The organism is Rhodococcus sp. NBC_00297, from assembly GCF_036173065.1.
Lineage (GTDB): Bacteria > Actinomycetota > Actinomycetes > Mycobacteriales > Mycobacteriaceae > Rhodococcoides.
Genome location: NZ_CP108041.1, coordinates 2574244 through 2597889, shown reverse-complemented (window position 1 = coordinate 2597889; position 23646 = coordinate 2574244). Strand labels below are relative to the sequence as shown.

Genomic DNA, 23646 nt, shown 5'->3' with positions numbered 1-23646 from the left:
CGGTGATCACTCCGAGGGCGAGGCCATCTCGCGCATCAGCATGTTCGTCATGCGCGCCGCGGCGTCGGTTCCGTCGGCGTCCTCGATGTAGACCGCGAAGGCCAGATCGCCCTTGGTGCCGAGGAACCAGCGATCGTCTCCGTTGTCCCCGGCGAGCCCGGTGACCGACGGATCGCTGACACCTTCGCTGCGGGCGTTGTCACGCAGTGTGTTCCGCAGCGAGGTCAGCACGGCCGGGGCGACGGGCGAGCCCGCACCGGACACCGTCGCCGGTGCGCCGCCGACGATCATCGGAGCCGGTGCCGATCCGCGAGCGACGGCCGCCGCCATCTCGGCGAGGCCGAAGGGTGTCACCGTCATGCCGGACACGGACGACGTCCGGCTGACACCGCGGAACTGGTCCACCGCCGACTGGCCGTCGGGGAGCGAGGCGGTGACGGCGTCGAGACCGGGGATGTCGAAGGAGGTACCCAAGCCGAACTGGCGTGCGGCGTCGGAGAATCCGATCTTCTGGCGATCGGCCGACGCCTGGATCACGTCCACGAGCGTCCCGGCGGGATAGAGGCCGGTGAACGCCGGCGTGCCCTCGTCGTTGGCGTAACTGTTCTGCGCGGTGGCGACGACGGCACCGGTGGAGGGCTTCATGACCACGATCGAGGCCGGGGTCCCGACGCTGACGGCGGCGGTCTCCGCAGCGAGCTGCACGGCCGGGTCGAGAGTGGACGTGATGTCGGGTGATCCCGGACCCTGGAAACCTGCCAGGCGGGTGGTCTCGCCGTCGGTGTCCGCGACCTCGACAGCCCAACCCGCGGTGGCGTCGCGGGAGTCCTGCCACACGGTCCGCAGCGAGTCCAGCACCGGCGACGTCAGCCGCCGGTCACCGGCGATGAGCTTGGGTTCCGCGTAGAGGACCACACCGGGGATCGCACGCAGGTCGTCCTCCAGCACGGCGTAGTCGTCGGCACGCAGGTTCACGGCGGTGATCACGGCACCGGGGTCCGCCGCGACATCGGCCTGGAGCGACTCGGACGTGATCAGCGGCGCCACGACGTCGATGACGTCGGCGAGGCGGGACGTCGTGTCGGCCAGGTCGGAGGTCGCGGAGGGATCGAGCCGCACGGAGGCGACGTTCTGTTCCGCCATCATCACGGCGCCCGAGGCGTCGAGCACGCGCGGTGCGGGTGCATCGGTCCGGGCGTAGCGGACGGACCCACCGGCACGCAGTTCCGGAGCGAGGATCGACGGATCCCACGAGATGCGCCAGCCGACGCCGAGCTTGCGCGTCGACCCCTGGGTGGTGACGCGCCACTCGCGCGAGTCCTGGCCGCGGGGTTCGCCGAACGACCAGGTGGAGTCGACGGTGAAGAAGCCGGACTCGTCGTCCAGGCCGATGTACTGCGACATGCGGCTCGTCGAGACTCCGGGCCCCATCGAGTCGAACATGGCGCCGATCGTTTGGGCCGCGGCATTGGGGTAGGAGGTCAGCGCGGCGGCCGCGGCCACGTCACGTTGATCGAGGGCGGCGACGAACCGGTCCACCAGCACCGCCGCCTCACTGCGAGGCTTGTTCACCACGAACGAGGCGACAGTCGCGAGCGACACGAACACTGCGAGCAGCGCGACGACGTACCTGGAACGCAGAACCATGCCCCAATAATCACATGAGTCACACCAGTAACACAGCCGGTGAGCACTCGGACCGGTCACGATCCGGTCACCCCGTGCGCCTTGTGCGTATCCAGGGGTGCGCAAAAGGCGCACAGGGCCGAAGGCCACTCAGCGCAGGAAGGACCCCGCCACCGTCAGCGCCGGCGCGGAGGAGTCGCCGCCCTCGACGAACACGGCGAACGCCAGGTCACCGCGGATGCCGACGAACCAGCCGTGCGCCGGGCCGCTCGCGACCTCGGCGGTGCCGGTCTTACCGAGCAGTCCGTCGATGTCCTGCAACTGCGTCGCCGTACCCGCGGTGACCGTCTCCCGCATCATGGCGCGCAGCTGGTCGGTCACCTCCGCCGGCGGGGCTGCGACGGTGCGATCCGCGGTACCGGGTCGTCCGGTGATCATGGTCGGCGACGGGGTGGATCCGTCCGCGATGGAGGCCGCGACTAGGGCCATGCCGAACGGGGACGCGGTGACGGTGCCCTGCCCGATCGCGCTCTCGACGCGCTCGGCCGGCGTCGTCGCGGGCGGAACGCTGCCGGTCACGGTGGTGAGCCCGGGTGTCAGGTAGTCGACGCCGAGCCCGAACTGCAGGGCCGCCTGCTGCAGCGCGTCGTCGGGCAGATCGACGGCCAGCTGACCCATGGTGGTGTTGCACGAACGCGCGAACGCCGTCTGGAGCGGAACCGATCCGAGGTCGAAGTTGTCGTCGTTGGGGATGGTCCGGCCCTCGATGTTCGCGGATCCGGGGCACGGCACCACGGTCGTGGGGGTGACGGTGCCCGCCTGCAGTGCCGCCGAGGTGGTGACGGTCTTGAAGGTGGAGCCCGGCGGGTACAGGCCCGTGAGGGCGATCGGGCCCTGCGCGTCCGCGGCCGAGTTCTGCGCGACGGCCACGACGTCTCCGGTGGAGGGCCGGATCGCCACGACGGCCGCAGCGTTCGCTGTCGACGCGAGAGCGTTCTCCGCCTTGAGCTGCAACAGTGTGTCGAGCGTGACCTGGATGTCCGGGCCGACGGTCGCCTCGACGCCGGTCACCCGCTGGGCGACGGAACCGTCGGCGGCCACCAACTGCACGGCCCACCCGGCGGTGGCGTCCTGCTGCTCCTGCCACAGCTGCGCCACGTCGTTCAGCGCGGGAGAGGACAGTGCGCGATTCTCGGTCAGGAGCCGCGTCTGCGGCGCCAGAGTGACGCCGGGCAAGGCGGAGAGCAGGGACTCGATGGGGGCGAGATCCTCCTGCCGCAGGCTCACGGCCGTCACCGACGGAGCGCTCGACTGCGCGTCACGAAGGGATTCCGCCGTGACCGTCGGCGCGAACGGCGACACCAGTGCCGCGACGGCGCCGGGATCGGCGGTCTGGTCGAGATTCACCAGCGTCACCACCTGCTGCGACATGAGTGGCGCTCCCGAGGTGTCGACGACGCGAGGCGCGGTCGACGCGGTGACGGGCGTGTACCGAACCGTCGTCTCCGGAGTCAGGCCCGGTACGACGACACCCGGGTTCCAGGTGACCTTCAGCCCCTGTCCGCCGTCGGCGACGGATCCGGTCGTCGTGTAGGTCCAGACGCGTTCCGCGTCCGCCGGGGCCGACGTGGTGGGAGCTGCCGTGGTGGTCGCCGGCGCGGATGCGATGCCGGTCGCGGGTGCCTCCGCATCCTCGGGCGGTGCGAAGGACCAGGAGGCGGACAGTGTGAACGTCTGCTGCTCGTCGTCTGCCTGGCTCACCGTGAACCGCGGTGTCGCCGTGACTGTTCCGCCACCGCCGAGTCCGTCGTACATCTGGGTGAGCACCGCGGTCGCTGCCGCCGGATCCGAGGTCAACTCTGCCGCGGCGCCCACGTTCTGTGTGCTCAGCGCTTCGGCGAACCGATCGGCCGTCACACGGGACGCCGGGGGCTCGTCGGCACTGCACGCGGTGGCGGCGAGCGCGACCGCGATGGTCGCGGCGGCGAGACGGAGTCCGCTGCTGGTGGAAGGGCCGAATCGGCGGGACGGTCGAGACATCAGCGAAGGCACGCACTGATAGTGCCCCACCGATCCGTCGGTCACACGACGCGACGAACTCTTGACGCTTGGCGCGACGTGTGTAATCTTGTAATCACTGGCGTTGTAATCAAGTAATCGCGCCACTGACGAAAGTAGAACATCATGAATCCCCATGACACCTTCCCTTTCGGGGAACGACCCTCCAGTCCCTTCGGTCGAGGTGACGCACCCCGGCGCGGTGGACCCCACGGACACGGCCGCGGTCGCGGCGCGAAGCGCGGCGAACGCGTCGGCCGGCCCGGCGGATGGCAGCAGAAAGACGTACCCGACGCAGGCGATGCGGAACAGTGGTTCCTCGGCCGCTTGCCCGACGACTGGTTCGACGGCACCGCCACGGTCGAGGTCGACCGCGAGGAGATCGTCGTGATCGGCGAGCTGAACGCCCCCGAGTCCGATGCCGGCGTCGAGGGCCGCATCGCTCGATTCCGTGAGTCCACCCGCGACGATCGCATGCGTATCGCCGACGAGGCCGAGGCACGCTACGGCCGCAAGGTCGCCTGGGGTGTCACCATCGACGGCGACACCACCCTCTTCACCCACCTCGCGGTGCCGGTCATGACTCGACTGCGTCAGCCCGAACGCAAGGTGCTCGACACCCTCGTCGACGCCGGCGTCGCACGCTCGCGCGCCGACGCGCTCGCCTGGGCCGTACGCCTGACCGGAGACCACATCGACCCGTGGCTCGCAGAACTGCGCGAGGCCATGGCGAAGGTGGACGACCTGCGGGCCCAGGGACCCGACGTCCGGAACACTCACACTCAGGACGACGAGACCGACTGATTCACAGCCGTATTCGACATCTCTGTTGACCGTTCTGCGCTGCCGACCTAGAGTTGATAGCTCATCGTCCCCGACGAACGGACAGGCAGTTGCTCCTCTCGTAAGTAGTGCGGATCCCACCGACGCGCACGTCGCGGTGGCACGACACTCCTCTCGAGGTGCTCCATGTCAGTATCACCCTCCGTCGTTCTCTCCGATCTCACCTTCTCCTGGCCCGACGGCCGGCCTGTCCTCGACGGCCTGGACGCATCGTTCATGCCGCGCCGGACCGGCCTCGTCGGCACCAACGGAGCGGGCAAATCCACTCTGCTGCACCTGATCACCGGGCGGTATCGACCGCAGCGCGGGTCCGTACGCGTCACCGGCACCGTCGGCCATCTTCCCCAGCAAGTGGTCACGAACGTCTCGGACACCGTCGCTGATCTCCTCGGCATCGGAGACGTCCGACAGGCCCTGGCACGCATCGAGCACGGCAGCACCGATCCCGACGACTTCACCGTCGTCGGTACGGACTGGGACGTCGAGGAGCGCACTCTCGCGTTGCTCGACTCGGCCGGCGTCGGCGAGAGTCTGGGCACGGCAGCAGATCTCGATCGACCGATGAGAACCCTGTCGGGGGGCGAGTCGACGCTCGTCGCACTCGTCGGTCAGGTGATCCGGCGGCCCTCCGTCCTGCTTCTCGACGAACCGACGAACAACCTGGACCAACGAGCTCGCTCCGCTCTGGGACGAGTACTCGACGAGTTCTCCGGCGCCGTCGTCGTCGCGAGTCACGACCAGGGCCTGCTCGACACCATGGACGACATCGCCGAACTCCACTCGGTACGGTCGTCGCCCGCGTCGCTCCGGATGTTCGGCGGCAACTGGACGCACTACCGGAGCGTCGTGGAGGGCGAGCAGGAGGCGGCGCGGGCCGCGGCGCTGTCGGCCGATCAGGATCTGCGCCGGCAGAAGCGGGATCTGGTCGAGGCGCAGACCACCGTGGCCCACCGGCGACGGATGGGAGAGAAGGCATCTCGCGAGAAGCGGGTACCGAAGATCGTCGCCCACAACCGGCGCAGCGCCGCACAGGAGTCGGCTGCCAAGTACCGCATCGGACACGAGGACCGCGTGGCGGATGCCCGCGCCCGCGCCGACGAGGCGCACGAGATGATTCGTGACGACACCGAGATCGTGGTGGATCTGCCCGAGACGGCGGTGCACGCGTCGAAGTCGGTGGCGTCGACGGGCGAGATGCTGCTCGATCTGGACGGTCGGTACCCGGACAGGACGGTCGAACTCACGATCATGGGCCCGGAACGCATCGCGCTCGTCGGGGACAACGGAGTCGGCAAGACGACTCTCCTGCGATCTCTGGCGCCGTCGGTGCCGACCGCGGTGCTGCCGCAATCCCTCGACGTGTTCGACGACGATGCGTCCGTGGTGGAGAACGTCCGCCGCGCGGCACCGGACACGTCGATCACCGACGTCCGAACTCGGCTCGCTCGCTTCCTCTTCCGCGGTCGGCGCGCAGACGCGGTGGTGCGCACGCTGTCGGGCGGGGAGCGGGTGCGGGCGGCACTGGCGATGCTGCTGCTGGCCGATCCGGCTCCGCAGCTGCTCATTCTCGACGAACCGACGAACAACCTGGATGTCGCGTCGAGGACGCACCTGAGCACGGCGCTGTCGTCGTATCGGGGAGCCCTGATCGTGGTCAGCCACGACGAGGCGTTCCTCGATGCGCTGGGGATCACGCGGCGGGTCGATCTGACCGCCGACGGGCTCACCTCGACGTCCACCTGAGATCGCCCACCTGCGACCATGGCACCGTGGACTTCGCGACGAACCCGGTGGACGGCACCCGCATCGCCTGGTCGGTGACGGGTGACCCCACCGGCCCGCCGGTGATGCTGGTGCACGGCAGCCTGTTGTCGCACCAGATCTGGCGCACCTTCGGCTACGTCCGTGCGCTACGCGACCGGTACCGCCTGATCCTCGTGGACCAGCGTGGACATGGCCGGAGCGAGGCTCCTCGCGACGTCGAGGCCTACTCGATGGACCGTGTCAGCGAGGATCTGGTCGCCGTCCTGGACGCGGCGGACGTGTCCGCCGCGCACTACGTCGGCTACTCGTTCGGCGGTCGGTCCGGCCTCAATCTGGTCACCCGCACTCCCCAGCGTGTCGCATCACTCGTCGTGGGCGGAGCCGGATCGGGGCCGCAGAAGGGCGCGCTGGACAGCCTGTTCTTCGACGGCAGCGCCGACGTCCTCGCCGAACGGGGAATGGACGGGTTCGTCGACGAGTGGGCGAACCGCCGCGGCTTCCCGGTCGACTCTGGCACCCGAGCCGCGTTCCTGCGCAACGACTCCGAAGCGTTGGCCGCCTACTTCCGGGCATCGGACGACGATCCCGGTATCGCCGACGACGCCGTCCGCGCCATCACGGCGCCGACACTGTTCTACGTCGGCTCCCGCGACGTCCAGCGTATCGACGACACCCGTCGCACCCGATCGCTGATCGCTGGCGCCGAGTACGAAGAGCTCCGCGGGTACGACCACGCGACGGCCGTGGCCGCGCCGGAGGCCGTCGAACTCGTGTCCAGGTGGCTGAGTGAGGTCACGTCGTCGGAGCGGTGAGCGGATCGGGTGCTCGCCGTGTACGGCCGGTGTCGGACACGACGGCGAAACCTTCCCGTGCCCAGTACTCGAATCCCCCGATCAGCTCCCGCACGCGGGAGTAGCCGAGGCGACTGAGCGTCAGGGCCGCTCGGGTGCTGCCGTTGCATCCCGGTCCCCAGCAGTAGACGACGATGTCGGCGTCGCGATCCGGCTCCACCTCGGCGATGCGCGTGCCCAGATCGGCCCCGACGATGTGCACCGCTCCGGGAATGCGTCCCGCACTCCAGGACGCGTCCGAACGAACGTCGATGAGCAGCGGCCCCGCACCGCGGGATCGCTCGGCGGCGAGATCGGCGGGATCTGTCTCGAACCTCAGTTTCGCGGCGAAGAAGTCGGCGGCGGACGGTGTCTGTTGCATGACCTCAGCCAATCCTGTTCGGGCGACTGGGAGAAGTGATGATCACCGGCTGATCGCACGATCCGGCGTCGATCGGCCGGTATCGTTTTCTTTGTGCCGCGTAATCCACACCCCGAAGTCGACGAGATCGACCGGCGACTGCTGGACGAGCTGCAGAGTGACGGGCGCGCGAGCGTTGCACATCTGGCCCGAGTGGTAAACCTGTCGTCGAGTGCGACGGCCGACCGTGTCCGTCGCCTGACCGACATCGGCGTCATCACCGGCTACTCCGTCACTGTCGACACCGGGGCTCTCGGCTACACGGTCTCGGCGTTCGTCCGCCTGGCGTACCCGTCGGGTAATTACGGTCCGTTCGACGCACTGGTGGCGTCCACCCCGGAGATCATCGAGGCGCATCACGTCACGGGTGACGACTGCTTCATCATCAAGGTCCTCGCCCGCTCGATGCGGGATCTCGAACGCGTCACCGGCCGGCTCGCCACCCTCGGCTCCATCACCACTAACGTCGTGTACTCGAGCCCACTCCCCAGTCGGCGCATCACTCCTGCGTGATTGCCTGTCGGTGGCCTGGACCTTCGGCAGTGTCGACGGAGGAGTACCGGCTGCGCATGCCGTGTGCGCGTCGTTGCGTTCCAGCATCAACAGGCTCGAAGCAACCTGACCCTTGTGGTCTACTGGCCTCGTGTTCGATGTTGGGCGCGACCCGTCGCCGCTTCGCGGTCGAACGGTGGTGGTCACCGGGGTGAGTCGCCGTGCCGGTATCGGTCACGCCGTCGCGTGCCGAGCGGCAGCGTACGGAGCGAACGTCCTTTGCCACCACTTCTCGCAGCACGACGAGCAACAGCCGTGGGGTGCGGACGACATCGGTGCGGTGATGGACAGCGTGCGCGGTCATCTGACCGACGGGGCCCGAGTGGTCGATCTCGAGGCGGACCTCGCTGATCCAGGGGCGCCGGAGCAGCTGATCGCGACAGCTCACTCGGCATTCGGTGGTATCGACGCCCTGGTGTGCAACCAAGCATTGTCGGGATTCGACGGTGCGCTCGGCGAACTGACAGCCGACGACCTGGACCGGCATCGGGCGGTGAACACACGAACGTCGATCCTCCTGGCCCAGGCACTTCTGGCGCAACATCGAGCGGGACAGCTCGCATCGGTCGTGTTCATGACGTCGGGGCAGAATCTCGGACCCATGCCCGGCGAGGTGGCCTACGCGGCCGCGAAGGCCGGTCTGGTCGGCGTCACTGCCACTTTGGCCGATCAGGTGGGGGGCCGGGGAATCCGCATCAACGCGGTCAACCCGGGCCCCGTTGATACCGGGTATCTCACCGAGTCTGCGGTGTCGGAACTCGAGCACCGCTTCGCCGGAGGGCGCGTGGGAAGCCCCGACGATGCGGCCCGCCTCGTCACGTGGTTGTGCACGGACGAAGCAGCCTGGATCACGGGCCAAGTCATCAATTCCGAAGGGGGCTTCCGGCGATGAGCGATTCGAACGCGGATAACGTGGTGAACATCTACACCCTCGAACTCGGGCCGTTCTCGTCGCTGTCCGACCTGCATTCCGAGTTGAGCAATCACGAGGCAACCTTCGCCATCGCATTGTGGGAGAGCAACTTCGAGGCGGTGCAATCAGTGTCGCATTCGATCGTCCACTTGGACGACGGCCTACATGTATCGGTGGTCACCGCCACCGTCGAACTCCTCGAGTACGGTGGTTCGGGTCGCGAACGATCGGCCAGTGTGAGGCAAACGCCCGCGTCTCCTTCCGGGAGCCCCCCGTTGCGCCGAACCGGGGCGGCCTTACGGGCCGAATTGTTCGTACGGGACGTATCGAAGTCCCTGGCGTTCTATAGATTACTGGGTTTCGAGACCGGTGACGTTGATGTCGATGAGCCATACGCCTTCGTACGACGCGATGGAGTTCGCTTCGGCTTATGTCGAACAACCAGCGACGTGGATGCGTCTTCGAGGTCTGTGCCCACCGGAACCGAGCTGGTCATCGAAGTAGACGATATCGACGCGGAGTGGGCTGCTGCAGTGTCAGTGGGTGTGACGATCGCCGAGCCGATCCGAGATCGACCCTGGGGGTTGAGAGATTTCAGGGTCACCGATACAGATGGTTACTATCTGCGCTTCACTTCGAAAGGGCACTGACAGCTTTTCTGCGACGGATACGAGCGAACGGTCACAACGCGGCGATAGTAGTCCTGAAGTGCTGTTATGTCGCAAAACCATTGTCGGCACTAATCCCAGGGCGTGGTTCTAGGTGTGCGCCGGTCCCACTGGTACCAGACGCAGGCAACCAGGAGCGTAAAGACAAGTGCCGGTATCAATCCCAGCGTGAGCAGGTACATCGTGCACAATGCCAACCCGACAAGGAGAGATCTGGGTATCGTGACCAGCGCGCCCACCACACTCTGGTCAGGATTGTCATCCGTGAACACGAAGTACACGTTCACGGCGATCAGCACGATGGCGTACAGCGAGTATCCCGCCAGTACTACCACCAGGGCGGAACGTCTCCAGATGCGCAGGAACGAAGGCTTCTTCTTCATTGCTTCCCCCCGGAAGTCTCGACCTCATGCGTCCTACATCGACACCAACCACCACCGATATCTTCACACGTGACCTCGTCGTGAGCAGGGAAGGCGAACATATCTCCAGTTTCCGAAGGAGTGCAGTACGAGCACCAGCCTCCCGGTCGCGGCGATACGCGAGATCATCCAATGGACCGGCGACGTGGTCCGCGTCATCACGGCGCTCGCCGCCGAGAGTGTGCACCGCTTTCGATAACCGCACACCCCTACCCGCCAGCATCAGAGGGTGTGCGCTTGACGCAGGGGGTTTGCACACCGGTTGCCGCGCCAGAATCGGACGCGCAGCGACACTGCGCCCAATTCTGCAGCACCGGGTGTGTGCACCCTTTCCGGTGACCGCACACCCCCACCCGCCGGCAGCAGAGGGTGCGCGCTTGACACTGAGGGTGTGCACACCGGTTGCCGCGCCAGAATCGGACGCGCAGCGGCACGGCGACGAGAGCGTGCACCCCTTCCGGTAACCGCACACCCCTCCCCACCGGCCGCAGACCGTGTGCGCTCACCGCTGGGGGTGTGCACACGGCTTGCGGCCGCACCTACGGGCCCGTCGGTAGCCTGGCGATCATGGCGTCACGGTTCTGGTCCCTGCTCGGTCGTTCGGTCGCGAAGGGGCATGCGCGGTCGCGAGGTGCCGTGGATGCCGCCCGAGCGCTCGAGGACCGCTACCGCGACCTCGACGCGGACGGTCTGCGTGCCGCGGCCGACGGTCTGCGCGGAGCCGGTTCCTTCGACGTGCCCGCGTTCCTCGCGCTCGCGCGCGAGGCGTCCGATCGTGCGTTGTCCCTGCGCCCCTTCGACACTCAGCTCTACGGAGCCGTACGGCTACTGGAGGGCGACGTGATCGAGATGGCGACGGGCGAAGGGAAGACGCTCTCCGGCGCCGTCGCGGCCGCCGCCTACGTGCTGCAGGGCCGGGACGTGCACGTGGTGTCGGTCAACGACTTCCTCGCGCGACGCGACGCCGAGTGGATGGGCCCGTTGTACGACGCGCTCGGAGTCACGGTCGGGTGGATCACGGCGGAGTCGACGGCGGACGAGCGGCGCGCTGCCTACGGGTGCGATGTCACTTACGCCTCGGTCAACGAGGTGGGCTTCGACGTGCTGCGCGATCATCTGGTGGACGATGTCGAATTGCTCGTCTCCCCGACCGCGGACGTCGCCGTCGTCGACGAGGCCGACTCGGTGCTCGTCGACGAAGCTCTGGTGCCCTTGGTTCTCGCCGGTTCGATCGATCAGGACGTGTCGGCCGACGACGTGCTCGACGCCGTCCGATCCCTCGACGCGGACACCGACTGGGAGGTCGACGCCGAGCGTCGCAACGTGTTCCTGACCGATGCCGGGGCCGAGAAGCTCGAGGACGCACTGGGCGGGATCGATCTGTACAGCGAGGAGCACGTCGGCACCACGTTGGTGCGCGTCAATCTCACCCTGCACGCAGAGGTGTTGGTACGCAGGGATGTCGACTACATCGTGCGGGACGGTCGGGTACAGCTGGTCAACGCCGCCCGCGGCCGTGTCGCGGAGCTGCAGCGTTGGCCGGACGGTCTCCAGGCCGCGGTCGAAGCGAAGGAAGGCCTGGCGCGCACGGAGACTGGGCAGGTCCTCGACACCATCACCGTGCAGGCCCTGATGGGTCGGTACCGCCGCGTGTGCGGAATGACCGGAACGGCTCTCGCAGCAGGAGAACAGCTTCGGGCGTTCTACGGCCTCGGGGTGTCGGTGGTCGAGCCGAACGAGCCGCTCGTCCGCGTCGACGAGGTCGACCGCGTGTACGCCACCGCTCCCGAGAAGAACGCGGCCGTCGTCGCTGCAGTGCTGGAAGCCCACGCCACGGGGCAGCCCGTGCTCGTGGGGACGCACGACGTCGAGGAGTCCGAATCGCTGGCCGCCCGGCTCGAGGACGCCGGAGTGCCGGTGGTCGCCCTCAACGCGAAGAACGACGCGGAGGAGGCCGAGATCATCGCGCGCGCCGGACTGCGCGATGCGGTGACCGTCTCGACGCAGATCGCCGGCCGCGGCACCGACATCAGGCTCGGCGACGGCGTGACCGACCTCGGCGGCCTTCTCGTGATCGGCACCGCGCGGTACGTCACCGAGCGCCTCGACAACCAGCTACGGGGACGCGCCGGGCGACAGGGTGATCCGGGCCGCTCCGTGTTCTTCGCCAGCTGGGACGACTCGCTCGTGACGCGCTACCTGGAGAAGAGCGATCGCCCCGGCCACCCCGACGACACGGGCTTCCTCGAGTCGGAGGTCGCGGCCAAGCGCATCGACCACGCGCAGCGCGTCGCGGAGGGCGCGATGCTCGACACCCACGCGTCCACGTGGCGGTACAACCAGCTGACTGCCCAGCACCGCGACATTCTCGACACGCGTCGGGCCGCGCTGCTCGGCACCGACGAAGCGTGGGACCTGCTGGCCACCCGTAATCCCGAGCGTGCCGCGGAACTGGAGGCCGTCGACTCCGACGCCCGCGTACGCGCCGCCCGGCGCATCGTTCTCCACCATCTCGACCGCGCGTGGTCCGACTACCTGGCGCACCTCGGCGATGTCCGCGAGAGCATTCATCTCCGGGCACTCGGCCGACAGAACCCGCTCGACGAGTACCACCGCATCGCGATCGAGGCGTTCGCCGAGGTGCAGTCCCGTGCCCTCGAGGAGTCCGACCGCACCTTCCTGACCTCGACGATCACCGACGACGGCGTGGACCTCGAGTCGGCGGGGCTGGTGCGTCCGTCTTCGACCTGGACCTATGTTCGCGAGTCGCACCGTCCACTCGCGTTCTGAGTAGCCTTCGGCCCCGTGCGCCCTTTGCGTATCCGGAGATGCGCAAAAGGCGCACGGGGGACGAAGTCCCACTATTGCGAGTGATCACTCTCTAAGTTACGGTGAGCCCATCGCACAGTGATGGAGGTCACATGAACGAGTCGCACTTCGATGTGGTGATCAGCGGCGGGACCGTCTTCGACGGAGATGGTGGGCCGGGAGTTCGCCGCGATGTCGGCATCGTCGACGGCGTGGTCCGTGCCGTGTCCTCGGACGCGCTCGACGTCGGACCGGACACCGAGGTCATCGACGCCACCGGCCAGTGGGTCATGCCGGGATTCGTCGACGTGCACACTCATTACGACGCGGAGGTCCTGGTGGGGCCGGGCCTGAGCGAGTCGGTGCGCCACGGCGTGACGACGGTGCTGCTCGGCAACTGTTCGCTCTCCACCCTGTACTCCACTCCCGTCGACATCGCCGACCTGTTCAGCCGCGTCGAGGCCCTCCCCCGCGATCACGTGCTCAAGGCCGTCGACACGCACAAGACCTGGTCGGGCCCGGAGGAGTACATCGCCGCGCTCGAGCGCCTCCCGCTCGGACCGAACATCGCTGCGCTGGTGGGGCACTCGGACCTGCGCGCCCACGTCATGGGACTCGACCGGTCGACCGACCGCTCCCAGCGACCGACGCGCGAGGAGACGGCGCAGATGGCGGACGCTCTCGAGAAGGCACTCGACGCGGGCATGCTCGGCATGTCCACGATGACCAATCCCTGGGACAAGCTGGACGGGGATCGATACCGCTCGCGCTCGCTGCCGTCGTCCTACGCGTCGTGGTCGGAGTTCCGCCGCCTGCACAAGATCCTGCGTCGCCGCGGCCGTCTGCTGCAGAGCATTCCGAACCTGAACACCAAGTACGACATGGTGTTCTTCCTCGGCGCCGCGACGGGCATCGGCCGACGCGCACTGAAGGTCTCGCTGCTGGCCGCCGCCGACGCCAAGGCCTCGCCGTGGATCCACCACATCTTCGGTCCGCTGGCCGCTGCGGTGAACGGACCGGGCAAGGGTCAGTTCCGCTGGCAGCACCTGCCCACGACGTTCGACGTCTACTCCGACGGAATCGACCTGGTCGTCTTCGAGGAATTCGGTTCCGGCAGAGCAGCTCTGCACCTTCGTGAGGAGCTCGGCCGCAACGAACTGCTGAAGGACGAGGCGTATCGACGCTGGTTCCGCGCCGACTTCGAGAAGAAGTTCTCCTCCCGTGTGTGGCACCGAGACTTCGGCGACGTCATCATCACCGAATGCCCCGACTCGTCCGTCATCGGCAAGAACATCGCAGAGTTGGCACGGGAGCAGGGGATCCACGTCGTCGACGCCTTCCTCGACCTGGTGGTCGAGCACGGCCGGAAACTACGCTGGCACACCACCATCGCCAATCATCGCCAGAAGCAGATGGACAAGCTGATCACGAAGCCCGGTGTGACGGTGGGGTTCTCCGATGCCGGGGCGCATCTGCGCAACATGGCGTTCTACAACTTCGGCATCCGCCTGCTCCGGCGCGTGAACGACGCCCGCGAGTCGTTCCTGACGGTCGGCCAGGCGGCTCACAAGCTCAGCGGCGAGCTCGCCGACTTCTACGGCGTCGACGCCGGCCACCTGCGTCTCGGCGATCGCGCCGACATCGTCGTGGTGAATCCCGCCGGCCTGACGGACGAGGTCGACGCGTACAACGAGGAGACGATGCCGGAATTCGGGGGTCTCAGCCGCATGGTCAACCGTAACGACACCGCGGTCACCGCGACGCTCGTCGGCGGACGAGTCGCGTATCGCGAGGGCCGATTCGCCTCCTGGTTCGGGGTGTCCGAGCGGGCGGGCCGATTCCTGCGAGCGGGCGTGAGGACACCTGCGGCCACTACCGTGTCCGTGTGAGACGAACGCAGGAAGAGCGCCGCACCGACACCATCGCGCGACTCCTCGACGCGACCATCGCGTCGCTGTGCGAGAAGGGTTACGCCGCCACGACGGTCAACGAGGTGGTGACCCGCGCGGGAGTGTCGTCGGGTGCGCTCTTCCGGCACTTCGCCACCCGTCTCGATCTCGTCGTGGCCGCGGCGGACGAGGTCCGGAGGCGCCAGTTCGAGGAGTTCCGCGCCGGGCTGTCCGGCTTCGGCTCGGCGTCCGTCGAGCGCTGCCTGACGTTGCTGCGCGCCGCGTGCCGGGCGCCGATCAACGGTGCCTGGTACGAGCTGCTCATCGCCGCCCGGAGTGACGATGCACTGCGGGAGCGTCTCGTTCCGTTCACCGTGCGCTACCACCAGGAGATCGGGGACCTCGGACGCTCGCTGCCGATCGCGGGCACGATTCCCGCGGCGGAACTCGATACGGTGCTCTTCACGGTGGTACACCTCCTCGACGGGGAAGCCCTCTCCGCCGTGGTGCATCCGCAGCCCGAGCAGGACGAGGTGCGGCTGCACCTCGTCGCGCGACTGCTCCGAGGAGAGTCGCTGTACAGAAGGAGCGAGGCAGGATGACCGAGCTGCACAGCAGGTGGACCGCTCACTCGACGGGTGCCGCACTGGCCGTGTTCGAGTACGGCGATCCGGAGTCGGACACGACGGTGCTGCTCGTGCACGGGTATCCGGACGACCACACCATGTTTCACCCGATGATCGACGCCATCGGTGATCGCGCCCGCGTCATCGCCTACGACACGCGCGGTGGTGGCCGCACCGTCGTCGAGCACCCGGAACGATCCGAGTCGTTCGCCATCGAACGCCTGGCCGACGACACCTATGCGGTGGTCGAGTCGATCCCCGATCTCCGCGGAGCGGTCCACGCCTTCGCCCACGACTGGGGTTCGGTGCAGATGTGGGAGCCGATGCGCGATCCCCGCGCCGCCGAGGTGTTCGGATCGTTCACCTCCGTCTCCGGTCCCAGCATCGACCACCTCCGCGAGACGTCGCGTCGGCGCGGACTGCGGCCCACCCAGTGGCCGTCGGTGCTCGGTCAGCTCGCCCGGTCGTGGTACATCTGGGGCTTCCACGTGCCGGTCCTGGGAAAGTACGTTCCGACTCTGTTCGTCCAGGCCGGTCCCGCGGACCCCGCTCCCGCCGCGGATCCGCTGAACATGCAGCGCGGTGTCGAGCTCTACCGCGCCAACATCATTCGGCGCATGCTGTCCGGGCCACCACCGCGGTGCGACGTACCCACACTCGTCGTGGTTCCGCTGAAGGATCGCTTCCTCTCCCCCGATCTGGTCCAGGACGTCGACCGCTGGGTCCCCGACCTGACCGTCCTGGAGGTCGACGCGAAGCACTGGTGGCCCTGGAGTCACCCGGGAGACGCGGCGGACGTGCTGCTCGACCACGCCGGCCGGGACCGATAGCCCCGGCGTCAGGTCTCGGTCGTGTCGACCGGACTGCGGCGCCGACGGATCACCCCGGTGACGACGGCCGTGATCGCGCCGACAGCGAGGACGATGGCCGAGGCGATCGGGAGCCTGGTGTCGACGAGACCCAGCACGACGACGACGGGAATGGCCAGCGCCGGCCACGGGAACACCGTTTTCCAGTCGCCGGAACTCCAGCCGAGAACGGCGCAGATCCCGACGACGAACAGCGCCACCCCACCGGACAGGGCCCAGCGCCCGGCATCGGTCAGTTCGCCGACGGGATGCAGGACGTACTGCTGGATCCCGACGCCGAGGAGAGCGACACCCAGGGTGAGAGGGAGGTGCCCGTAGACGTACCCGTCGGCACGCCCACTGCCCACCACCCGCTCGTCGTCCTGGATCTCCGTCTTGGCCTCCGCGCCGCCGATGTCGAAGTACATCCACCACACGGCTGCAGCGATCGTGAATCCGAGTGCCGCGACGGCGACGGACGAGAACATCCAGTGGGTGTCGTGCATCCCGAGCACCACAGCCGAGATCGACTCACCGAGAACGAGAATGACGAAGAGCCCGAACCTCTCCGGCAGATGCTCGAGGTGCAGCGGAACATCCGGTCCCCAGTGGGTCGCGGCGAACGGCGCCGCGGCCTCCACCATGATTCCCACCGCCCACAGCAGGTAGGTGATCGGTGACGGGGTGAGCAGCGAGACCGTCCAGATCACGATACTGACGCCGGTGGCCGCGAGGTACAGATCGATCGTGACGCGGACGTCGGGGATATGCCGCCGTGCGCGAAGATACAGACCGGCGAGAATCACCCGCGTCGCGATGTACCCGGCTCCGAAGGCGACGGTCCCGTCGCCGCCCACCGCCGTCGCGGCACTGGCGGCCATCACCGCCACGGCGAAGGTGGCGGCGAGTTTCAGCAATCGGTACAGGACGTCGTTCGTGTCGAACCTGTTGGCGTACAACGTGGTGGTCACCCAGGACCACCACGTGACGGCGAAGATTCCCGCGAACTCGGCGATGCCCTGCCAGCGAAGGTCGTCCTTCAGTGCGAGTGCGAGTTGGTGCACGACCAGCACGTAGGCGAGGTCGAAGAACAGCTCCAACCGGGTCGCGCCGCGATCGGCCTCGGTCCGCAGCTTCGGCGGTTGCACCAGCGGAGTGCGCTGGTCGGCTCCCGCATCGGTGTCGCCGTCCGGTGTCGTTGCCACGTCATCACCACCCTGCAGGTTGCGAATCGGACAGACCTCGCGGATCGGGCGATCAGCCGATGATGCGCGACACTACGCCCCGCGCCACTTCCTCGGGACGGAACTGCTCGCTCGCGTACGCGGAGATGGCGACCACTCCGCCGGCCAACGCGGGGACGACCCACTGCAGTGCCTGGAGTTTCTTCTGCGCGGCCGCCACGTGCGGTGGCGTGGACGCGGTGGGCGTGGTCCCGTCAGAGGCGGGTACCGCACCTTCCTTCGAGACCGTCTGTCCCAGAACGCGGCTGTACGCGGTGACCGCCAGTGCTGCCGCCGTGAGCGCGGTCTTGGCGACGGCCATCGAGGCGACGCCGTCCTGCGCCTTCAGACGTCCGTAGTCGTTCTTCAGCAGTGCTGTCGCACCGGCGAGATGGACACCGATGGCCGCGGCGTTGACCGGCGTCCACCGATCCCATCCCTCGTTGGTGACAGCCCCGGTGGAGGCGGCGGTGTCGGCGTTCGACGACGCCTCGTTCAGTGCGACGGCATTGGCGAGGGTTCCGCCGAACCAGGCCGCGAGTCCGACATCGTGGAGCAGGTGGGCAAGGGTGGCACGGGCCATGAGAATCTCCTGTGTCGAGAGCGAGTGCCTCGAACTACCCTCGTGCCGTGCGCTGAAACGTGTCGACCGGTCCAGGACGTCGACCCAGAATCACCGGCGATCCTGTGGCCGCACGCTCACATGCGAGGTCCCGCGACGGTGGACGGGTGTGGGAACGGTCTTCCCGGCACGTTCCCACACCCGAGTCTTGCCCCCTGCTGCTCAGGCCCCGATCCGCTCCCCCGAGGTCGGGTGGAACAGGTACGCGGTGCCCTCCTGCTTGGTCAGCGTGACTTTCTCGCCGATCCGCGCGGGTGCCCTCCTGGGAGAGCGTGCCACGATCGTGGCCGGTGTGCCGTCCGAGGCGCGGATCCGGGTGTCGTCGAAGCTGGCGTAGAGGTAGCTCTCGTTGCCCAGTTCCTCCACGAGGTCGACGGTGACCAGCAGTCCGTCGTCGTCCGCGGAGCCGATCGCGAGCTGTTCTGGACGCAGGCCGAGGGTCACCTCGTCGAGTCCCGCGGCGGCGATGGCGGTGAGCTGGTCGCGCTCGAGGGGGACGGTGCGCTCACCGACCTTCAGGCCGCCGGACACGACGGGCACCGTGAACAGGTTCATCGCCGGCGAGCCGATGAATCCGGCCACGAAGGCGTTGACCGGGTGGTCGTAGAGCTCGGTCGGCGCGGCGAACTGCTGCAGCTTGCCGTCCTTGAGGATCGCGACGCGGTCGCCCATCGTCATGGCCTCGACCTGGTCGTGGGTGACGTACACGGTGGTCGTCCCCAGCCGACGCTGCAGCGCGGCGATCTGCGTGCGTGTCTGTACCCGCAGTTTGGCGTCGAGGTTCGACAGCGGCTCGTCCATGCAGAACACCTGGGGCTCACGGACGATCGCGCGGCCCATGGCGACGCGCTGCCGCTGACCGCCGGAGAGCTTGCCGGGCTTGCGATCCAGGTACTCGGTGAGGTCGAGGAGTCGGGCCGCCTCGGCGACGCGGGCCTGACGCTTCTCGAGGCTGACCCCGCGCATCTTGAGCGCGAAGCCCATGTTCTCGCCGACGGTCTTGTTGGGGTAGAGCGCGTAGTTCTGGAACACCATCGCGATGTCGCGGTCCTTGGACGGCACACCGACCATGTTCTTCCCGCCGATCTCGATGGCACCGCCGTCGATCTCCTCGAGACCGGCGAGCATCCGCAGCGCGGTGGATTTCCCGGAGCCCGACGGGCCGACCAGGACGACGAACTCGCCGTCCTGGATGTCGAGGTCGAGCGAGTCCACCGCCAGCTTGTCGGCGCCGTCGTAGATGCAGGACGCTTGCTTGTACGAGATTGCAGCCATGGTTCTTTCTCCTACTTGATGGCGCCGAAGGACAGGCCGCGCACGAGCTTGTTCTGCGCGAACCATCCGGCGAGGACGACGGGGAGGGCTGCGAACGTCGCAGCGGCGGAGAGCTGGGCCCAGTACAGGCCCTGCCCGGTGATGAAGCCGACGAGGTAGACCGGAATCGTCTGTGCCTGAACGGCGGTGAGGTTGACGGCGAAGAAGAACTCGTTCCACGAGAAGATCACACAGATCAGCGACGTGGCCGCGATGCCGGGCGAGACCAGCGGCAGGATGACCTCCCGCACCGATGTCCACAGCGAGGCACCGTCCATGCTCGCGGCCTCGAGCAACTCGCTCGGGACCTCGAGGAAGAACGACCGCATCATCCACACCGCGATCGGCAGATTCATCGCCGTGTACAGGATGATGAGCGCCCAGATGTTGTCGAGCAGACCGATGTCGCCGACGATGACGTACAGCGGCACGATGGCCGCCACGACCGGCAGCATCTTCGTCGAGATGAAGAAGAAGAGCACGTCCTGCGTCTTCTTCACGGGACGCAGCGACAGGGCGAATGCAGCCGGGACACCCAGCAGCAGAACGAGAATCGTGGACACGACGGTCGCGAAGGCCGAGTTGAGCAGCGTGGTGCCGATGCCGCTCTCGAGAACGCCGCGGTACTGGTCGAGGGTCGGGGTGAAGAAGATCTTCGGCGTCGCGGTGTACGCATCGGCTTCCTGCTTGAACCCGGTGATGACCATCCACAGGACCGGGAAGAAGAAGGCGATGCCGGCGACCCAGGCGACGAAGGACCAGATCGATCCGGGCCCCCATCGCTTCTTGCGTGTGATCGGCGCGGTGACGCTCGGAGTTCCGCTGCCGGCGCTCCGCTCGGTGGTGGTACTCATCAGGCAGCCTCCTCTTTCCCGCTGAAGCTCGTGAAGATCAGTCGCAGCGCCAGTGTGCTGACGACGATGGTGGCCACCACGGTGACGACGCCCATGGCCGCGGCCTGGCCGATGTCGAAGCCGAGGAACGCTCGTTGATAGATGTAGAACGGCAGGTTCGACGACGCCACACCCGGGCCGCCGGACGTCATCATGTAGACGGCGTCGAAGGTGTTGATGAGGTAGATGGCGCCGAGGACCGCTCCGAGCTCGATGAAGCGTCGCAGATGCGGCAACGTCAACTCGCGGAACAGTGCGACGGGCCCGGCGCCGTCCACCCGCGCCGCCTCCGCGATGTCCTTCGGCATCGACTGCAGTCCCGCCAGGATGAGCAGCATCATGAAGGGGGTCCACTGCCAGACGAGGTTGGTCATGACCGCGGCGAGCGGGAACCGCGAGACCCAGTCGATCTGGTCGACCCCGAACGGGCTGAGCACGAAGTTGATGAGGCCGAACACCGGGTCGAACATGGTGGTCTTCCAGATCAGTGCACCGGCGACCGGGGTGATGAGGAACGGAGTGATCAGCAGGGTGCGGATCAGACTGCGGCCGATGAACTTACGGTCCAGCAGCAGTGCGAGCACCAGGCCCAGCGCCACCGAGATGATCACCGTGCCCACGATCATGATCACCGTGTTGAACGCGACCGAGCGGAACTGGCTGTCCCGGAACACGTCCACGTAGTTGTTCAGACCGTTGAACTCCCGCGATCCGGGGCGCACCAGGTTCCACGACTGCGTCGAGTAGTACAGCGTGAACAGGAACGGGATCTGCGTGACGACGATCGCGAAGACCATGGCCGGCAGCAGGGGACCGCGGCGCCGCCACCCCTCCGCCTTCGAGATCACCCGTTCGCGAGGAACGAACGGCGTCTCGGATCTCGCCGAGCCGACTTCGGTCGTGGTCATCACTGATCCTCCTGATACGTCTTGCCGACCACCTCGGCGTACTGCTGCGCTTGAGCGAGCGCGTCCTGGACGCTGATCTGTCCTGCCACGGCGGCGCTGATCTGCTGACTGACCCGAGTGCCGAGATCCTGGAACTCGGGGATGGTGAGGAACTGGACGCCGGTGTACGGCACCGGATCGACCGTCGGGTTCAGCGGATCGGCATTGTTTATCGAGTCGAGCGTGACCTGACCGAAGGCGGCCGACGCCTCCTTGTACTCCGGGATCTCGTAGGTGGACAACCGGCTTCCCGGTGGCACCCGCTCCCAGCCGAGCTCGGTGCCGACCTTCTTCAGGTACTCCTTGTTCGTCATCCACGACACGAACTTCCAGGCGTCGTCCGGGCTCTCCGACGTCGTCGGGATGCCGAGCGACCAGGAGTACAGCCACCCGTTGTCGCCCTTGGCCGCCGACGGGGCCTTGGCGTACCCGATCTTGCCGACGACATTGCTCGACGTGGGGTCCTCGAGCACCGACACCGCCGAGGTGGCGTCGTACCACATGGCCGTGTTGCCCTGTGCGAGTTGCGTTCCGCACTCGCTGAAGCCGCTCGTCGCCGCGCCGGCCTGTCCGTGCGACCGGACCAGGTCGACGTAGAACTGCACGGCTTCCTCGACCTGCGGACTGTCGAGTTGCGCGTTCCAGTTCTCGTCGTACCACCGGCCGCCGAAGGCGTTGATGACGGTGTCGAGGGGCGCGAGCACCTCGCCCCAGCCGGGCTTGCCACGCAGGCAGATGCCGGACATGCCCGGACGGTCGAGTGTCGCGGCGGCCTCGGCCACCTGGTCCCAGGTGGGCTCGGCCGGCATCGTGATGCCTGCTTCCTCCATCAGGTCCTTGCGGTACATGAGGAAGGACGACTCACCGTAGAACGGCACCGAGTACATGCTTCCCTCGTAGGACAGCGACTCCTTGAGAGACGGGATGAAATCGTCCTCGTCGTATCCCGGTGTGGCCTGCGCGTACTCGGACAGATTGGTGAGCCACCCGTTCTCGGCCCATTGCGGCGTCTCGTAGTTGCTGATCATCACCACGTCGAACTCACCACCGCCCGTGGCCACCGACGCCGTGATCTTCGCGCGCGCCTCGTTCTCGGACAGCGAGACGAACTTCAGGTTCACACCCGGGTTCTCGGCCTCGAACTCCGGTGCGAGCGAGATCGCGTCGGACATCTGCGAGTTGGAGACGATGGCCACGGTGATGGTCGTGCCGCCACCGTCACCTCCGAACGATCCCGCGCCCGCGCAGCCGCTCGCCGTCAGCACGGTGGCTGCGGCGAGGGCGGCGAGTGGGACGAATCGTGATGTCACGTCGGTACTACCTCGATTCCTTCATGGGGTTGCTGCCGTGCTCGTCGAGAAGGTCCAGAGCACAGGCGATATCGGTCACCAGGACGGTGGCGAGACGGCCGCGCAGAGCGGCCCGGATCGCGGCGTGCTTGCGCGCACCGCCGGAGATGAGGAGCGTGGTGGCGCAGTTCCGGATGTCGTCCAGCGGCACCGAGACCGTGCGGTCGGTCAGTGAGCTGTCGACGTCGGCGCCGTCGGAGTCGAAGAACCGACCGCCGATCTCACCGACCGCACCGAGTCGATCGAGTTCGGACAGGAGGTCGGCGTCGAGGAAGCTCCCCTCGAACAGCGTCGTCGACGTCGACACCGGGCCCAGTCCGAAGAACATGAGATCCGCGGTGCGTCCGGCGTCGAGTGCTTTGGACATCAGCGAGTCCTGTTGCAGCGCGACGACTGTCGCCGGATCGGCGTAGAGAGGGGCGTTGAGCCGCATCGGCGTCGCCTGCAGTTGCTCGGCGCAGCGGGTGAGGACGAAGTCGACACCGGTCTGGTAGTCCGCGGTGCTCATGGATCCGTCCAGCTGCACCACGCGGGCGCAGCGGCTGCCGCGTCCCTGGAGCGACTGCGCCACCGCGACCGTCTCCGGCCCCCACGTGAAACCGAGTGTGTGAGCAGGCTGCATGCGCCGGGTGAGGATGCCCGCCGCGGCGCGCCCCACCGCGTCGTACCGACCGCCGGCGTCGTCGATGGTCGACGTGACCACCAGCGCCTCGTCCAGGCCGTACCGCTCCTCGAGTCGACGTTCGAGATCGGTGTGCACCGATCCGCTGATCTCCTCGGGCACGTGGATCTCGATGCGCACGAGCCCGTTCGCCCGAGCCCGAGCGACGAGTCGACCTGCCGTGGGACGGGAGACTCCGAGCTTGGTGGCGATCTCCGCCTGGGTCGCGCCCTCGACGTGGTACATCGTCGCCGCACGCAGCGCGAGCCTCAGCTCGTCGCTCGAACTCGGCGTCGTCACGATGTCGCTCCCGGTCGTCGAGGTGAGCATCTGCTCACCTGGTGTTCATCTGCTCACTTAAGCTAACAT

At 67.5% G+C, this 23646-nt stretch carries 21 protein-coding genes; 10 read left to right on the top strand and 11 right to left on the bottom strand.

Going from position 1 to position 23646, the window contains the following annotated elements:
- Positions 1–6: 6 nt before the first annotated feature.
- A complete protein-coding gene (locus tag OG947_RS12395; protein WP_027506167.1) occupies positions 7–1647 on the bottom strand; it encodes a penicillin-binding protein in 1641 nt (546 codons plus the stop codon).
- Positions 1648–1776: 129 nt separating this feature from the next.
- Positions 1777–3678, bottom strand: coding sequence for a penicillin-binding transpeptidase domain-containing protein (locus OG947_RS12390; RefSeq protein ID WP_328811963.1), 1902 nt, complete (start codon positions 3676–3678; stop codon positions 1777–1779).
- A gap of 132 nt (positions 3679–3810) precedes the next feature.
- Between OG947_RS12390 and OG947_RS12385 the strand changes: the two genes are divergently transcribed.
- The 3 genes from OG947_RS12385 to OG947_RS12375 all read left to right on the top strand — a co-directional run bounded on the left by OG947_RS12385 (position 3811) and on the right by OG947_RS12375 (position 7103).
- On the top strand, positions 3811–4488 hold the full coding sequence (locus OG947_RS12385; RefSeq protein WP_261775949.1) for a hypothetical protein: 678 nt from the start codon (positions 3811–3813) through the stop codon (positions 4486–4488).
- A 165-nt stretch (positions 4489–4653) separates the two neighbouring features.
- Positions 4654–6270, top strand: coding sequence for an ABC-F family ATP-binding cassette domain-containing protein (locus OG947_RS12380; protein ID WP_328811962.1), 1617 nt, complete (start codon positions 4654–4656; stop codon positions 6268–6270).
- 26 nt (positions 6271–6296) lie between these two features.
- A complete protein-coding gene (locus OG947_RS12375) occupies positions 6297–7103 on the top strand; it encodes an alpha/beta fold hydrolase (protein WP_328811961.1) in 807 nt (268 codons plus the stop codon).
- Here OG947_RS12375 and OG947_RS12370 read toward each other — a convergent pair.
- Positions 7084–7503 carry a rhodanese-like domain-containing protein gene (locus OG947_RS12370; RefSeq protein ID WP_222646355.1) on the bottom strand — a complete coding sequence of 140 codons (420 nt, stop codon included), beginning with the start codon at positions 7501–7503 and terminating at the stop codon, positions 7084–7086. The two genes, OG947_RS12375 and OG947_RS12370, sit on opposite strands and share 20 nt — an antisense overlap.
- A gap of 93 nt (positions 7504–7596) precedes the next feature.
- On the opposite strand from OG947_RS12370, the gene OG947_RS12365 reads away from it, so the two are divergent.
- The 3 genes from OG947_RS12365 to OG947_RS12355 all read left to right on the top strand — a co-directional run bounded on the left by OG947_RS12365 (position 7597) and on the right by OG947_RS12355 (position 9657).
- Entirely contained in the window at positions 7597–8055 is a 459-nt protein-coding gene (locus OG947_RS12365) for an Lrp/AsnC family transcriptional regulator (RefSeq protein ID WP_328811960.1), read from the top strand.
- A gap of 130 nt (positions 8056–8185) precedes the next feature.
- On the top strand, positions 8186–8986 hold the full coding sequence (locus OG947_RS12360) for an SDR family oxidoreductase (RefSeq protein ID WP_328811959.1): 801 nt from the start codon (positions 8186–8188) through the stop codon (positions 8984–8986).
- A complete protein-coding gene (locus OG947_RS12355; protein WP_328811958.1) occupies positions 8983–9657 on the top strand; it encodes a bleomycin resistance protein in 675 nt (224 codons plus the stop codon). The genes OG947_RS12360 and OG947_RS12355 overlap by 4 nt, the downstream gene beginning before the upstream one ends.
- Positions 9658–9746: 89 nt before the next feature.
- On the opposite strand, the gene OG947_RS12350 is transcribed toward OG947_RS12355, so the two are convergent.
- Complete coding sequence (locus OG947_RS12350) at positions 9747–10058, bottom strand: hypothetical protein (protein WP_328811957.1); 312 nt, start codon at positions 10056–10058, stop codon at positions 9747–9749.
- A 606-nt stretch (positions 10059–10664) separates the two neighbouring features.
- On the opposite strand from OG947_RS12350, the gene secA2 reads away from it, so the two are divergent.
- The 4 genes from secA2 (at position 10665) to OG947_RS12330 (ending at position 16250) form a co-directional block, all read left to right on the top strand.
- Positions 10665–12887 (top strand): accessory Sec system translocase SecA2, encoded by a 2223-nt coding sequence (gene secA2 / locus OG947_RS12345; RefSeq protein WP_328811956.1) that lies wholly within the window; start codon positions 10665–10667, stop codon positions 12885–12887.
- 131 nt (positions 12888–13018) lie between these two features.
- Complete coding sequence (locus OG947_RS12340; RefSeq protein WP_027506161.1) at positions 13019–14794, top strand: N-acyl-D-amino-acid deacylase family protein; 1776 nt, start codon at positions 13019–13021, stop codon at positions 14792–14794.
- A complete protein-coding gene (locus tag OG947_RS12335; protein ID WP_328811954.1) occupies positions 14791–15396 on the top strand; it encodes a TetR/AcrR family transcriptional regulator in 606 nt (201 codons plus the stop codon). Before OG947_RS12340 ends, OG947_RS12335 begins: the two co-directional genes overlap by 4 nt.
- Positions 15393–16250, top strand: coding sequence for an alpha/beta fold hydrolase (locus OG947_RS12330; RefSeq protein WP_328811953.1), 858 nt, complete (start codon positions 15393–15395; stop codon positions 16248–16250). Before OG947_RS12335 ends, OG947_RS12330 begins: the two co-directional genes overlap by 4 nt.
- Before the next feature lie 8 nt (positions 16251–16258).
- Here OG947_RS12330 and OG947_RS12325 read toward each other — a convergent pair whose 3' ends face one another.
- From OG947_RS12325 to OG947_RS12295, 7 genes are all read right to left on the bottom strand, one after another.
- A complete protein-coding gene (locus tag OG947_RS12325) occupies positions 16259–17473 on the bottom strand; it encodes a low temperature requirement protein A (RefSeq protein WP_328811952.1) in 1215 nt (404 codons plus the stop codon).
- Between the two features lie 52 nt (positions 17474–17525).
- Positions 17526–18074 carry a hypothetical protein gene (locus tag OG947_RS12320; protein ID WP_222632212.1) on the bottom strand — a complete coding sequence of 183 codons (549 nt, stop codon included), beginning with the start codon at positions 18072–18074 and terminating at the stop codon, positions 17526–17528.
- Between the two features lie 201 nt (positions 18075–18275).
- Positions 18276–19388, bottom strand: coding sequence for an ABC transporter ATP-binding protein (locus tag OG947_RS12315; RefSeq protein WP_027506158.1), 1113 nt, complete (start codon positions 19386–19388; stop codon positions 18276–18278).
- Positions 19389–19399: 11 nt separating this feature from the next.
- Entirely contained in the window at positions 19400–20281 is an 882-nt protein-coding gene (locus OG947_RS12310) for a carbohydrate ABC transporter permease (protein ID WP_027506157.1), read from the bottom strand.
- Positions 20281–21228, bottom strand: a complete 948-nt coding sequence (locus OG947_RS12305) for a carbohydrate ABC transporter permease (protein ID WP_027506156.1) — start codon at positions 21226–21228, stop codon at positions 20281–20283. The genes OG947_RS12310 and OG947_RS12305 overlap by 1 nt, the downstream gene beginning before the upstream one ends.
- Positions 21228–22577, bottom strand: a complete 1350-nt coding sequence (locus tag OG947_RS12300; RefSeq protein WP_027506155.1) for an ABC transporter substrate-binding protein — start codon at positions 22575–22577, stop codon at positions 21228–21230. Before OG947_RS12300 ends, OG947_RS12305 begins: the two co-directional genes overlap by 1 nt.
- Positions 22578–22584: 7 nt before the next feature.
- Entirely contained in the window at positions 22585–23607 is a 1023-nt protein-coding gene (locus OG947_RS12295; RefSeq protein WP_328811951.1) for a sugar-binding transcriptional regulator, read from the bottom strand.
- Between the last annotated feature and the right edge of the window lie 39 nt (positions 23608–23646).

Bases quoted from the DNA above. Each gene is read 5' to 3' on its own strand.
- OG947_RS12340 (WP_027506161.1), top strand. From the start codon at position 13,019: ATGAACGAGTCGCACTTCGATGTGGTGATCAGCGGCGGGACCGTCTTC.
- OG947_RS12315 (WP_027506158.1), bottom strand. From the start codon at position 19,388: ATGGCTGCAATCTCGTACAAGCAAGCGTCCTGCATCTACGACGGCGCC.
- OG947_RS12310 (WP_027506157.1), bottom strand. From the start codon at position 20,281: ATGAGTACCACCACCGAGCGGAGCGCCGGCAGCGGAACTCCGAGCGTC.
- OG947_RS12350 (WP_328811957.1), bottom strand. From the start codon at position 10,058: ATGAAGAAGAAGCCTTCGTTCCTGCGCATCTGGAGACGTTCCGCCCTG.
- OG947_RS12295 (WP_328811951.1), bottom strand. From the start codon at position 23,607: ATGCTCACCTCGACGACCGGGAGCGACATCGTGACGACGCCGAGTTCG.
- OG947_RS12330 (WP_328811953.1), top strand. From the start codon at position 15,393: ATGACCGAGCTGCACAGCAGGTGGACCGCTCACTCGACGGGTGCCGCA.
- OG947_RS12320 (WP_222632212.1), bottom strand. From the start codon at position 18,074: ATGGCCCGTGCCACCCTTGCCCACCTGCTCCACGATGTCGGACTCGCG.
- OG947_RS12305 (WP_027506156.1), bottom strand. From the start codon at position 21,228: ATGACCACGACCGAAGTCGGCTCGGCGAGATCCGAGACGCCGTTCGTT.
- OG947_RS12385 (WP_261775949.1), top strand. From the start codon at position 3,811: ATGAATCCCCATGACACCTTCCCTTTCGGGGAACGACCCTCCAGTCCC.
- OG947_RS12355 (WP_328811958.1), top strand. From the start codon at position 8,983: ATGAGCGATTCGAACGCGGATAACGTGGTGAACATCTACACCCTCGAA.
- secA2 (WP_328811956.1), top strand. From the start codon at position 10,665: ATGGCGTCACGGTTCTGGTCCCTGCTCGGTCGTTCGGTCGCGAAGGGG.
- OG947_RS12395 (WP_027506167.1), bottom strand. From the start codon at position 1,647: ATGGTTCTGCGTTCCAGGTACGTCGTCGCGCTGCTCGCAGTGTTCGTG.
- OG947_RS12380 (WP_328811962.1), top strand. From the start codon at position 4,654: ATGTCAGTATCACCCTCCGTCGTTCTCTCCGATCTCACCTTCTCCTGG.
- OG947_RS12370 (WP_222646355.1), bottom strand. From the start codon at position 7,503: ATGCAACAGACACCGTCCGCCGCCGACTTCTTCGCCGCGAAACTGAGG.